Here is a 12,975-nt window from a genome sequence, read left to right on the forward strand (position 1 = left end):
AGTTTCACTCCTTATCTTTCCCAATAGGAAAAATAGATCCCCAGCCTCCTTTTTTGAGGAGGTGTCAGAAAGAAAATGTTAAAATAGAGGAGGTGTACCCGGATTAAATTGGCGTTGAGCTTATCGGGCTTTAATTCCTACAATAATGTGCATATTTCTTAGAGGATTTATGGCATCATCATCTTACACATCATAGATCCAAAACACATGTCTTTAGAAAAGGTATTGTGTAATGAAGAGCTTTTCTCTGTACAACTCTTTTGTTGAACAGAAACTACAGCCTTGATAGTGTATTGGTAAGAATTAAAGTCATTCTTATTCATGAGAATAGAGTTTATATTTTTTTTAACTGGGTCAAAATTATTTAATAATTCATAAAGCTTTGTTAAAATAGGATATGAGATAAATCATATTAGTCTACTAATTTAGTGGGGTAATTGAAAAATGTCATAATTTTCCATTTATTAAATGATGTATTTTGTTGATTATTAAATTTTTGCGTGGTTTTAGTGGTTTTGTAAAAATTGTTTAAAAAAGTTTCAATTTATGCCATGAATAAAAATTAATACTATAAGTCTATTGTTTTTATAGACTTTTTGTGTATTTTACGCCCGATTTCCTTTTTTAGGAAGCTTTATCCCGCTATCCACTCATACTCCTCGCGCCAGTGCTATGGCTTACACATGCTGCGGGGTAACCGTTACTATCGGGGCTAGGGATGAAGCATAGAAAATGAAAATACACCGTTAAAAGTTTTATCATTTGTTTTTTTCAGATTGAAACACTTTTACAAAAAAAAATAATTATATTTTTGAAAACTGTATAGACAAAAGTTTTTTTGTCGGATACAGGTTACTAATTATTATGAGAAAATACCTTACCTATATTTTAATGTTGGGATTTCCTCTGTTGGGAGCCCAAAAAAAGATTGAAAAATCTTCATATCAACAGGACTGGACGCAATTAGATAAAGCGAATCAGGCACTCTCTTTTGATGCAGATATAAAGTTGTCCGAGTCTGAACAGATGCTGGATAAAAAATTATTCCAACTCAGAAAACAACTTCTTCACGATACGGAAAGTAAAAGAATATCTATATATAACAGTTCTTTTAATGAATTAAAACCTTTAATAGAAAATAGCAAACTGTTCAATATTCTACAGTTAATGCCTAAAGGAGGTTTATTACACACCCATAGCGGCGGGGTAACCGATGCAAAATGGATCATTGCAAACGCAAGAAAATATAAAGAATGCTACGTCTATGATCAAAAAGATAATGATCAGTTTATTTTCGGACAATTAGCTTTTTTTGAAGCAGGAAAAGTACCGAAAGGATTTGTCAGCCTAGATCAAAAATTAAATTCCAATGCAGGTTTTGAAAAAGAATTATTAGAACTTCTTCTTTTAAAGCGTGACAATCTGTGTACTTATACCGATTACTGGATAGAATTTGAGAAACGTTTTAAACGTATCAATCTGTTATTGCCTTACCGTCCTTTCTTTAAAGAGTATTATTTAAAAGGCTTTCAGGATTTAGCCAAAGATAAAGTACATCATGTGGAGATCAGATACGTCTTTGATGAGCTTTATGATTTTCAGCATGGAAAATATCCTTTGGAAAAGACGATTACAGATTTACAGGATATTGTTAAGCAAATGCGTCAGACTGAACCACAATTTAGCCTGAAATTAATTTATTCAAGCTTTAAATTTTTAGACTCAGATAGTATTGAAAATCAGTTGGAAATAGCTCTTAAGCTTAAAAAAAAATTTCCTGACATGATTTCCGGGTTTGATCTTGTTGCTGATGAAGCAGCTGGAAACAGCATCAATTCTTTCCAGAAAAATTGGACTAAATTGAATGAAATGACCGCGAAATCGGGGTTGGAAATGCCTTTATTCCTTCATGCCGGAGAAAGCAATTCTATTTTCAATAAAAATGTACTCGATGTTACCTTATTGAATAACAAAAGGATTGGTCATGGGCTGAACCTGATTTATTTTCCAAAATCTATGGAGCTGATCAGAGAGAATGGTAAGCTGGTTGAGGTAAGCCCGATCAGTAATCAGGTTTTAGGATATGTAAGCGATTTGAGAAATCACCCTGCAAGAGTTTTATTAAATAACGGAATACAGTGTTCTATCAATAGTGATGATCCTTCCGTATATGGCTATGAAGGATTAAGTTATGATTTTTGGGTCGCTTTTGTATATTGGGAACTGGATGTCAAAGCTTTGAAAAAACTGGTCTTCAATTCAATTAATTATTCTTCTTTAAGTAAAAATGAAAAACAGCAGTCTATACAATATCTCAATACACAATGGAATGATTTTGTACAGAAAGCAAATCAGGAATTAAAGTAATTCTAATTAATAATTCCTTAGAGATAAGATATAATAGCATCATTTTCGAATGGTGCTATTTGTTTTTTATACGATGAATAATTACTTGATTTTCGTAAGATTGACTGTTTTTTAAACGCAAAGGCTTATCTATTGACTGTTTATATATTGAGCGAGCAAAGAGTGAATCAATTTCATTGATTCTATCTAAGCATACTCATATCCGAGCTGCTTGATCATCGACAAAATCGAACTCTTTGCAATATTAAAATATACATTACCCTCAAAAAAAAATTGCGTTAAAAAAAGTATAAATTACCAAACCGTTTCTCCAAAACAGAGATTCTGTTACAACTTTCCTTAATTGAGATACATCATTTGTTTCCATTCTTCAGAACTTTGTCATATTAAAATAACATGATGATTTTTTAATAAAAATAAAATAATATGCAAACAATATTAGGAGCCAACGGGCAGATTGGCGAAGAACTGGCAAGAGAATTAAAACGAAATTTTACATCAGATATTCGTATTGTCAGTAGAAATGCTCAAAAAGTGAATGACACAGATGAAGTGTTTTCAGCAGATTTATCGATTCGTGAAAAAGCTATTGAAGCTGTAAAGGGTAGTAAGATTGCTTATTTCACTTTAGGACTTCCAATAAGTTCAGATCTTTGGGAAAAACAGTTCCCGCTTATACTCCGAAATGTAATTGAGGCATGTAAAATCAATGGGACAAAATTGGTGTTCTTTGATAACACGTATATGTATCCGCAGGATGATAGGGTTTTAACAGAAAAAACAATATTTGATCCGGTAGGAAGAAAGGGTAGAATAAGAAGGAATATGGCAGAAATGGTTTTGAAGGAAATAGAATCAGGAGAATTAGAAGCCGTAATTTGTCGTGCTCCTGAATTTTATGGTCCTGGGAAAACACAGAGCATTACCAATACTTTGGTTTTTAACAATATTAAAGCAGGAAAAAAACTTAAAGTTCCTTTGAGTGATCGTAAAAAAAGAAGTCTGATCTGGACACCGGATGCAAGCCGCGCGACAGCGTTAATTGGAAATACACCTGATGCATACGGACAAACCTGGCATCTCCCCGTTGATAAAAGCCATCCCACATATCATGAATTCATAAGAATAGCTTCCGATATTTATGGTAAAGATCTGAAATATTCCGTGATTCCTAAGTTTTTCTTTAAGATAGGTTCTTTATTTAATCAACGGGTAAAAGAACTGTTGGAATTGCTTCCAAGATATGAACACGATAATATATTTGATGATTCAAAATTCAGAAACAGATTTCCTGAGTTCCAAGTGACCACTTATAAAGAGGGTATTCATCAGATTAAAGATGAACAGTTTTTAGGAAAATAATAAAAACTGTAACTTAGTGATGATTACTAGCTGTTTTATTTTAAACCACATAGATTTTAGTGGAAAAAAAAGAGAAAATTATGAAAACTCCTATCAAAGTTTCATCAATAAGTGCTTTGCATAAATCTTTAGGATTGAAAAAAACATCCAATCCTCTGATCAGCATGTTCAGTTTTGATGATGTGAAACTGGAACCGGAAACTATTTTAAGTTCCATTATAACGGATTTTTATGTTATAGCTCTTAAAAAAGACTGCGCCGGAGGAAAATGTAAATACGGACAGCAGTATTATGATTTTGATGAAGGAATCATGTACTTTATTGCACCTCATCAGGTATTACGGTTTGAGGATATATTGCTGAATAGCGTCAAAGGATTTGTATTGGTTGTGCATCCTGATTTTCTTCAGGGCTATCCTTTAGCATCCATAGTTAAGGATTATGGCTTTTTCTCTTATGCGACAAACGAAGCTCTGCATCTTTCTGAAAAAGAAGAGAAATCCATTATGGATATCATTGAAAATATAGAACAGGAAATAGAAGCGAATATGGATTCTTTTACCCAGGATTTATTGGTGTCTAATCTTGATCTGTTACTGAAATATTGTGATCGTTTTTATAACCGTCAGTTTTTAACCAGAAAAAAGGTTAATAATGATCTTCTTTCAAGGCTGGAAAGTTTGCTGGATGATTATTTTAAAAATGATCAACTGATTATTAACGGGATTCCTACCGTTCACTTTATTGCAGAACAACTGAACCTGAGTGCCAATTATCTGAGTGATATGCTTCGGGTACAAACAGGGCAGACTACGCAGCAGCACGTTCAGAACAGATTGATAGAAAAAGCAAAAGAATTGCTGTCCACAACTGAAATGTCCGTATCTGAAATTGCTTATCATTTAGGATTCGAGCATCCACAGTCTTTCCATCGTTTATTTAAAAACCGTACTTCTGTTTCACCATTAGAGTTCAGAGCTACGTTTAACTAAATTATTTGAGCCCTCAAAGCCTCAAAAAAATTATTAAGAAATACCTTAGAAGCAAAGCTTTAAAATTTTAAATATGAGCACATTGAAGATCTTAATCATTGTCACCAATGTAGGAATGTATGCAAGCGGACATCTGAAAACAGGCTTGTGGCTAAGCGAACTTACATATTCAAAATTTACTGCTTCTGATACTTGAAGTCTCTAAAAAACCTATTATCTCTTCCTTAAATTCATGATATGAAAATAGCTTGATTTTTCGATCCATACTTTGAGAAAGAGAGCATAATGAAAATTTATAACCTTCTATAGAGTCCAATATTTCAAAATAAGCATGAATAGGTTGTTCATTTTTTTTCATACGGATGATGCCGTTGTTCATTGAAATTTCCAAAGTATGCAATCCTTCAGATAAACCTGATCCTGTGGATTTTACATAGCTTTCTTTCAGAGTCCATAATTCGAAAAAAGATAAATTTCTTTCCGATTCATTAAGTGCCTGAAGTTTTTTGTTTTCATTATCTGTTAAAACCATTGAAGAAAGATTCTCCTTCATATGGGTTACTTTTTCAATATCAATTCCCACTAAATCGTTTGAAACTACACCAACAATCCAATCGCCGGAATGAGATATATTAAAATGAATATTCGGATGCTGCACAAGGTAAGGTTTACCAAATTCCAGATAGCCATATTGTATTTCATCATTATGAAAACCATAATGTTTACATAAAATATATCGTATAATCAGATCTCCCAGTAAAGACCTCATCGCATCAATAGGTTTCCGAAATCGTTGGATTTTTACTTTTTTTTCAGGAGAAATATACCGTATTATTTCCTGAAATGGAGTTTCATCTAAAGCTTGGTTAATTTGTACACAGTAGATATACATATCATGACCAGATTAAGGACTTCCAATTGTTTTTTTGAGCAAATACTTCCAATCTTTTGTCAGGGTTGATAACGAAAGGATATTTTACAGAACTCAGCATAGGAATATCATCACTCGAATCTCCGAAAGATGCACACTTTCCCAAATCAAGCTGGTTTTGATGAGCATGTTTATTGATCAAAATAACTTTTTGTTTTCCGGTAACAGCAATGCCTTCAAGATTTCCTGTATAGATTCCGTTTTTAGATTCCAAACGGGATGCAAGTAATTCTGTACCCAATTCTTCTGCCAAAGGTTGTAAAAAGATATCTAAAGAGCCGGATACTAAAACAATCGGAACGCCTTGCTCTTTTAATAAATTAATAGTATCAAGCGCATTCGGGAAAATTTTTTTTCTGTATTTTTCCTGATAACATTGAACTTTTAATACATTCATTTTTTCTATGGTAATACCTTTATACTGTCGGTAGATGGAAGCTGCTGACTTTTCACGGCTGATTTTATCAAGTATCGTCCAGTACACAAAACGAATGGGAAGCATAGCCTTCCAGAAACGGTATCTGAAAGGCGACATGCTTTGTTTTTTTATATACAGCAGGGGTTCTACAATATTGCTTTTGGCTAATGTACCATCCACATCAAAATAAGCGGCTTGTAAATTATCTGGTAAATTTTTCATTTTTTACTGATTTTAAATTTGACCTAAATAACCTGCCAACTTAGGAGCATATTCTTCGCCCACACAACCCAAATGGTCCCCTTCAATGTCTGTGAGATGAAGTTTTCCAAGACTGATTTCAGACCATAATTCAACAATATCATCATTGATTCCCGTAGCCGTTGTGGTACGCTGATCTTTGGCTTTAAAATATCGGATGTCCCCAAAATAAGGCGGAGAAACAAATCGGGAAGCCTTAAAGTTTTGGGCAAACGTACCATAGGTTCTTTCCAACAATTCTTTTGGCATTTCACGTCCGGATAAGCGTTTCATCGCATCAAGATAAGCATCAAATCTCTCGGATTGACTGACTGCTTTCATATTGTTGAAAACTGAACTTACCTGCACCAATTCCTTGCTGCCTTGGAAATTGAAAATAGCCCCTTCCGGAAGCTCATTTTTATTTTCCTGTAATGTATGGGTTACCCAATCCATGAAAAGTTTTCCGTTCATCTCTCCAAAACCGGCATCCGCAGGAGTAATTCCTAAATTCGGCAGGAAACGGAATTCTACAAAAAGATCATCATATACTTTGAACGGAACACGAATGGCATCTATAATACAAAGATCAATGACTTCAATTCCTTTTTCACTCAGTCTTCTTGCCATTTCCACAGCAATCATACTTCCAATGGAATAGCCGATAAGTTGTACCTTTTTTGCCCCATTTTCAATAATGGAAGAACAATAATCATCTGCAATACGCTCCACCAGTTGATCACTTTCTATCGCACAATAAGCATCAAAATCTCCAACTGAAACTCCATATACCGCTCCGGAATTCTGATTCACCATTTCACGGATCAGATGTTTATACCTTTCAAGCGTTCCCCCTCCGGCATGAAGAATAATACGATGTACTTCCGCTGTATTTCCTCCAAAATGGGTAAGCGTTCCGATACGGGTAGTCTTTTTAGTTTCCTTCACTTTCTTCTGAACTTCTGTATTTTGAGACTGTTCGCGGAAGAAGTCTGCAAGATCTGCAATGGTAGGAGCGGTAAGGATCTGTCTTAGAATAAGATCAAAAGTCATATTGTTTTGTCCTTTTTCAGCAAAAATATCACGTAGTTTTCCAGCCATCTGCGCTGATATCAGAGAATCGGCACCAAAATCATTAAGGTTCTGATGAATGTTAATATGGTCAATACCAAGGGAAGCAGCCCATAGATCATGGATCGTTTTTTCAAGTTCATCCTTAAAATCCTGGCTGTCTGAAGTGGTTTTGCCGGTGTCGATAATGCACAGTTCCTCCAACTTTTTGATATCCACTTTACCATTGACGGTCACCGGAATTTTGTCAATGACCTGAATATGGGAAGGAACCATATAAGCAGGTACTTTTTTGCCTAGAAACTGAAGTATTTCGGAACTAACATCGGTTTCAGATTGATTTCCTGAAGGAACGATAAACCCAAATAAGGTTTTTATTTTATTGTTTTCAGTATGAGTTTTTGCAATTACTACTGCATTGGAAACATCAGTATGTAAGGTTAATGCAGATTCAATTTCACCTAATTCAATACGGTGACCTCTTATTTTGACCTGTTTGTCTCTTCTTCCTAAAAATTCAATTTCACCTCCAGGCATATATCTGCCCAGATCTCCGGTTTTGTACATTCTTTCACCATCAGAAGTATGTGAAAAGAAACGTTCATTCGTAAGTTCAGGATCATTGAAATATTCCAAGGCAAGTCCGGAACCTGTGATAAATAAATCTCCTGATTTCCATTCCGGGCAATCTCTCAATTGTTCATCCAGAATACGGAAACCCTGGTTGGAAAGTGGTCTGCCATAGGGTATACTGTTCCAATCCGACTGTAACCCTTTATAAATATGGAAATTAGACCAGATAGAAGCTTCCGTAGCTCCACCAAGGCTGATAAGCTGTACCGAAGGAACCAACTGCTTCAAAGTATCAGGAAGGTTTAAAGGAATCCAGTCTCCTGATAATAAAGCAATTCTGAAATACCTTAAAGAAGCGCTGACCTCCTGTTTCTCCGTTTCAAGGAAATTGACAAACATCTGCATAAGGGCTGGGGCAGTGTTCCAAACTGTTGTCTGGTGGTTTTGCATCAATTCCAGCCAGTGGGAAGGATCACGTTGACGGTCCGGGTGAGGGTAGACAATAGTTCCGCCAAGTCCGAGCAGTCCGAAGATATCATACACAGATAAATCAAAACCGAGTTGTGATAAAGCAAGAACGCTGTCTTTTTCATTAATATTAAAGCGTCTGTTGATATCTTCAATCGTGTTCACTGCTCCTAAATGGGAGATGACCACACCCTTAGGTTCACCCGTAGACCCTGAGGTATAGATTACATAAGCCGGGACATTGCAATCCTGTCTGATGCTTTCAGAAATTTCTTCAAGGTTGGTTTCTTTATAATCTTGTAAAGAATCTACAGTAATAATATGTACAGCGTTTTCTACTCCATATCCTTGCTGATTGATTTCTTCGGAAGTCAGAACATATTTAATATCTGCATTTTTAATAATTTTAGTTCGTCTATCAATAGGTTGGTTGAGGTCTATAGGAACATACACACCACCTAATGCAAGTACTGCCAATACCGAAGCTACCTGATGATGAGATTTGGGAAGGGTAATAGCTACCTTATCCTGTTCTTTACAGCCCAGTTTTTTTAATTGTAAGGCGATAGTAGCTGCTTTTTGTTCTATATCTTTATAGGTAAACGAACCATATTGATCAATGATGGCTGTTTTATCAGCAAATGTTTTGAAGTTTTTGAGGATAGGTTCATGGAGTAATGCTTCCGGTAGTGTTGCAGCCTCATGATTCAGTTGATCTCTTTCCTGTTGATGTCTTACAGGTAACGAAACCAGTTCTTTTTTATGCCATGATTCGGGATGATCTGACAGTTCGTTGAGAAGGGTTTCAAAGGTTGAAAACATATCGTTGATCATATGTTCCGGGAAAATACCATCGCGGGTATCCCAGTTAACAGAAAGTCCTTGTGCTGTATCCACCACCTGGCAGTCAATGAATACCTGTGGGGTCTGGCTGATATTATAATCACCGATTTGTCCTTTTAATCCGGCATCATCACCGGTATCAAGCAATCCGATGGCACTCGTAAGTACAACGGGTAAAAGGACTCTTCCGTTCTGTTGTTTTTTAGTCATTTCACGAAGTACCTCAACACCTGTAAACAATGGGTGATCCAAATCGTCAAACAGCTGAATATTCATATTCTTTGCCATCTCACTGAAGATTTTTGGTTCCCTGTAATCCACCTCGAGCAAGCTTACAGAAGTAAAGTCACCCACAATCTGATGGACTTCAGGGTGAAGAGGCATACGGTTCAGTACTGTAAGATTAAGGCAGAAATGAGCTGTTTCACTCCAGCGTTCCAATACGGAAGCATAGACGGTGGCTACTGCTGAAGTAGGAGTGATCCCATGAGAATTGGCTATTGTTTTAAAGTTTTCCCACTTCTTTCTTTCAATAAGTGTACTGTTCCTGGTAAAGTGATTGGAGGAGGTGTTTTCTCTGCGGGATACAGGAAGAGTAGGACCTGCCGGTAATGTTTCCACACGGTTCAGCCAATAGTTTCGGTCTTTGGCATAAGCCGACGTTTCGCGTATTCCTCTTTCTGCGATGGCATAATCTCTGAAACTAAGGCTTAATGGGGTAAGCTGGGTGTCAGGATTGAAATATAGTTTTTCAAATTCTGCCATCAACATCCACATGCTGATCCAGTCTGCAATCAGAAATTCCATGGAGAAATGAAGAACAGATTCTTTTTTCTGTTTCGGCTGTGTTGTCGTTACCGCAATATCAAATAATGGCCATTGCTCAGTATCATACACCCTATGGCTCATGCGGTCACGTACTTCTTCAAGAGCAGAAACCTGTTCCTGGGCTGCTAATGAAGAAACATCCTTATAGCTTACTTTGAAGCGTGGGGTTTCCTGCTGAATGCTCTGAAAACCTTGATTGCTTACGGTTGCTCTTAACATTTCATGCCTTTGAACCAACCTGTTCCATATGTTTTCTACAAGCTCATGGTCTAATACATTGTATTTTAATTCCATATAAAGATGGCAGGCTACTCCTCCGTATCTGAATCCTGGATTTCTTCCCAGAAGATATGCTGACTGTACATCAGTAAGGGGAAATGGTCTATAGCGGTTTGGTAGGTCATTCTGAATGGTAATGGTCTTATTTTCAGACTCCAGAAAGTTTACGATTTGAGTTTTATTTTCTTTGAGAAGTTCAAGATCACTCGGGTCCATTACTCCTTTCGGAGCTTTGAATTTTAATTTTCCGTCTTCAGTCCAAAGCTGAATTTTCTTTTTTTGCATGGTGTTCATCAGCTCCTGAACATCAACGGATTCTATAGAGGTTGTCATAGGGTTATTCATATTATTTTGATTCTAGGAACGGGTTAAGAGATACTTACTTCTTCCGGTTCTGCTGGAATATTATTCGCAAGTTCTATCAGTTTGTTGATTTCAATCTGTTCATACGATGCGTCCGGTCTTAATGTCGGAGATCCTAAAGCGTGGGTCAGATCGTGCCATAATCGGGTACATAGTAATTCCAGATGAGCTCTCTGCTCCGGTTTCTTTTCACCTGTGATAAAGCTTTTTATGGAGAGCAGGTCCTTTCCAATAGCTCTTGGCCATTGTTTCTGAAGAATTTCCTGATAAGTAGGCGGGAATTCCGGTCCTAAAACCATGGTACTTTTTTCATTCAGGTGATTTCCCGCAGAAACATTTCTCAGCAATTCGTTATGCGGAATATGAAGCTGGGCTTTCCAGACAACAGGTCCGTGTGTATCGGTTAGAGATAAAGTACCTCCGGAGCACCCGAGAGAAATGGTATGCAGTAAATGCTGATGGTTATCAGGATCGTTGGGATTAACTTCATTATGGGCACGAAGAGTAAGAGGCAGACCTCCCCATTCGCCTGTAAGCACCTGAAATGGTCCGGAATCTTTTAAAACATGATGGATGTTTAAAGGTCTTGGATTGGGAAGTAATTCAATCATCATCTGAACGAGAGGAAATGATACCTGAGTGGCTAATGCAATATCGATATAAGCCACCTTTTTCGTTTCAAAAAGATGTTGAGCTACCTCAGCAAACCGTTTAAAAGCCGGCAGATGAACGTAAAGGTTCCCTGTAATGAAGTGTACATGGTTTGATTTAGCTGCCCGTAAACAGGTGGCGAGATCGTTGTGATGAATGGGATGTTCCTGTATCACATGGATTCCTTTTTCCATGCAGTAAAGGGCGAATTCGGTTCCTTTCCCGCCCATAACACCTGAGCGGAGAATGATACATGCCAAGTCAACCTCATCCGGGTTGATTTCTGTGATATTGTTCAAAAGAGGGATTCCGTAAGCTTCTGCACATTTTTTTGATCGTTCACTGCCGCTTGCAATCAGGGCTTTGATCTCAAAATCTTCAGACAGAGTACTGAGGGCTTCCAGATAAAACTGTCCGAAAGTAGAGCCAATGACGACTGTTCTTATTTTTCCTGATGTATATTTTTTGATCGTATTCATTTTTTAGTTTTTATAATGTTCCTTCTTCCTCAACGGATAGTTCTTCAATCGAATGGTCAATGATTTGAATGGTATGATTTGAATCTGTTTTTTCCAGATGATCCATGACATAATCAATATCTTTGATGGAAGCTGTGTGATGCAGCCCGGGTTTTAGTTTGCCGTCCAATACTGCTTTTACGATGATCGCAGCTATTTTTCCACAGAAAGGAATGATTTTGCCCACTTCATACACGGCGGTTTGTGTTTTTTCCTGACTTTCTGATTCTCCGGTCAGTTGAACCATGAGAATAAAATAGGGACTTCTTCCAAGCGTATCCATTTCTACGGCAAAGCATAGTTTTTCAATCATAGTTTTTGGGTTTGCTTTGTACTCAAAGCTGGCACTGTCAAGAGCTGCAATTGATTTTTCGCCTTCCACAGCAGCGTACCATTCTCCGTTTTCCAGTTCAAGTCTTTGGGCTACCAGCTGCGTTTCATCATCGAATAGGGGAAATAAAGTGACTTCTCCCGGGAAAAAGGGAATTTCAACCCCGCTTTTTCGGAATAAAACATTGGGAACGATACCTTTTCTCCATGCAGCACGGGGAACGTTGTTGGAATGTAATGAGCCTTCCAGATAATCTTCCGCACCAGCCTTTGAAAGCTGTCCTGAAGTTCCATAATAGCTAAGCAGTGAATGAACTTTATCAAACTGCTGACCGAACCATACCGGAAATAATCCTGAAAATCCAGGCGTGGCTCCGGCAGCATATACAATGATGTTGTCTCCGGTTTCGAGTGGATTGCTGTGGTAATCATTATCTATTCCTGCATCTACCATATTGACATGATGCTGCAAACATATTTTGGCAATACGCCTTGAATAGCGGTGAGATGGGGCAGCGCAGTTCAGGATAAGATCACAGCCGGCAATAAAACGGGCAATACTTTCGTCATCTTCTACATCTACCAGCTCCCAGATTGCTCCGGGTAATACATCAGACTGTTTTGCTTTTCCTTTCTCGGGATTACGTCCTCCTATTTTTAACGGACCAATGCCATATTGTTGTAGGGTAAGGCAGGCATGATGACCTACTTCTCCGTATCCTCCTATAATTCCTATCATAA

10 protein-coding genes are annotated in these 12,975 nt (G+C 37.2%); 4 read left to right on the forward strand and 6 right to left on the reverse strand.

Features of this window, described 5'->3' with window-relative positions; translation table 11 throughout:
- Positions 1-167: 167 nt before the first annotated feature.
- Entirely contained in the window at positions 168-323 is a 156-nt protein-coding gene (locus BW983_RS23935) for a hypothetical protein (RefSeq protein ID WP_167369948.1), read from the reverse strand.
- 541 nt (positions 324-864) lie between these two features.
- On the opposite strand from BW983_RS23935, the gene BW983_RS01800 reads away from it, so the two are divergent.
- From BW983_RS01800 to BW983_RS24465, 4 genes are all read left to right on the forward strand, one after another.
- A complete protein-coding gene (locus tag BW983_RS01800; RefSeq protein ID WP_228408930.1) occupies positions 865-2,367 on the forward strand; it encodes an amidohydrolase family protein in 1,503 nt (500 codons plus the stop codon).
- A 426-nt stretch (positions 2,368-2,793) separates the two neighbouring features.
- Positions 2,794-3,729: an NAD-dependent epimerase/dehydratase family protein gene (locus tag BW983_RS01805; protein ID WP_076549460.1), complete on the forward strand. Its 936-nt coding sequence runs from the start codon at positions 2,794-2,796 to the stop codon at positions 3,727-3,729.
- Positions 3,730-3,809: 80 nt separating this feature from the next.
- Positions 3,810-4,721: a helix-turn-helix domain-containing protein gene (locus BW983_RS01810; protein ID WP_076550777.1), complete on the forward strand. Its 912-nt coding sequence runs from the start codon at positions 3,810-3,812 to the stop codon at positions 4,719-4,721.
- Between the two features lie 73 nt (positions 4,722-4,794).
- Entirely contained in the window at positions 4,795-4,917 is a 123-nt protein-coding gene (locus BW983_RS24465; RefSeq protein WP_262484581.1) for a hypothetical protein, read from the forward strand.
- Here the strand turns inward: BW983_RS24465 and BW983_RS01815 are convergent.
- The 5 genes from BW983_RS01815 to BW983_RS01835 are packed head-to-tail and all read right to left on the reverse strand — an operon-like array spanning position 4,891 to position 12,973.
- Entirely contained in the window at positions 4,891-5,613 is a 723-nt protein-coding gene (locus tag BW983_RS01815) for a 4'-phosphopantetheinyl transferase family protein (RefSeq protein WP_076549462.1), read from the reverse strand. The two genes, BW983_RS24465 and BW983_RS01815, sit on opposite strands and share 27 nt — an antisense overlap.
- A gap of 1 nt (position 5,614) precedes the next feature.
- On the reverse strand, positions 5,615-6,292 hold the full coding sequence (locus tag BW983_RS01820) for an HAD family hydrolase (protein ID WP_076549464.1): 678 nt from the start codon (positions 6,290-6,292) through the stop codon (positions 5,615-5,617).
- 12 nt (positions 6,293-6,304) lie between these two features.
- Complete coding sequence (locus tag BW983_RS01825) at positions 6,305-10,717, reverse strand: non-ribosomal peptide synthetase (protein WP_084184265.1); 4,413 nt, start codon at positions 10,715-10,717, stop codon at positions 6,305-6,307.
- A 23-nt stretch (positions 10,718-10,740) separates the two neighbouring features.
- Positions 10,741-11,865, reverse strand: a complete 1,125-nt coding sequence (locus BW983_RS01830) for a Gfo/Idh/MocA family oxidoreductase (protein WP_076549466.1) — start codon at positions 11,863-11,865, stop codon at positions 10,741-10,743.
- 10 nt (positions 11,866-11,875) lie between these two features.
- On the reverse strand, positions 11,876-12,973 hold the full coding sequence (locus tag BW983_RS01835; RefSeq protein ID WP_076549468.1) for a saccharopine dehydrogenase NADP-binding domain-containing protein: 1,098 nt from the start codon (positions 12,971-12,973) through the stop codon (positions 11,876-11,878).
- Positions 12,974-12,975 lie beyond the last annotated feature (2 nt).

Source organism: Chryseobacterium ureilyticum, from assembly GCF_900156735.1.
Classification (GTDB): domain Bacteria; phylum Bacteroidota; class Bacteroidia; order Flavobacteriales; family Weeksellaceae; genus Chryseobacterium; species Chryseobacterium ureilyticum.

What these genes read in the sequence shown, in the direction of transcription:
- BW983_RS01830 (WP_076549466.1), bottom strand. Translation starts at nt 11,865, where the DNA reads ATGAATACGATCAAAAAATATACATCAGGAAAAATAAGAACAGTCGTC.
- BW983_RS01805 (WP_076549460.1), top strand. Translation starts at nt 2,794, where the DNA reads ATGCAAACAATATTAGGAGCCAACGGGCAGATTGGCGAAGAACTGGCA.
- BW983_RS01825 (WP_084184265.1), bottom strand. Translation starts at nt 10,717, where the DNA reads ATGAATAACCCTATGACAACCTCTATAGAATCCGTTGATGTTCAGGAG.
- BW983_RS01810 (WP_076550777.1), top strand. Translation starts at nt 3,810, where the DNA reads ATGAAAACTCCTATCAAAGTTTCATCAATAAGTGCTTTGCATAAATCT.
- BW983_RS23935 (WP_167369948.1), bottom strand. Translation starts at nt 323, where the DNA reads ATGAATAAGAATGACTTTAATTCTTACCAATACACTATCAAGGCTGTA.
- BW983_RS01820 (WP_076549464.1), bottom strand. Translation starts at nt 6,292, where the DNA reads ATGAAAAATTTACCAGATAATTTACAAGCCGCTTATTTTGATGTGGAT.
- BW983_RS24465 (WP_262484581.1), top strand. Translation starts at nt 4,795, where the DNA reads ATGAGCACATTGAAGATCTTAATCATTGTCACCAATGTAGGAATGTAT.
- BW983_RS01835 (WP_076549468.1), bottom strand. Translation starts at nt 12,973, where the DNA reads ATGATAGGAATTATAGGAGGATACGGAGAAGTAGGTCATCATGCCTGC.
- BW983_RS01815 (WP_076549462.1), bottom strand. Translation starts at nt 5,613, where the DNA reads ATGTATATCTACTGTGTACAAATTAACCAAGCTTTAGATGAAACTCCA.
- BW983_RS01800 (WP_228408930.1), top strand. Translation starts at nt 865, where the DNA reads ATGAGAAAATACCTTACCTATATTTTAATGTTGGGATTTCCTCTGTTG.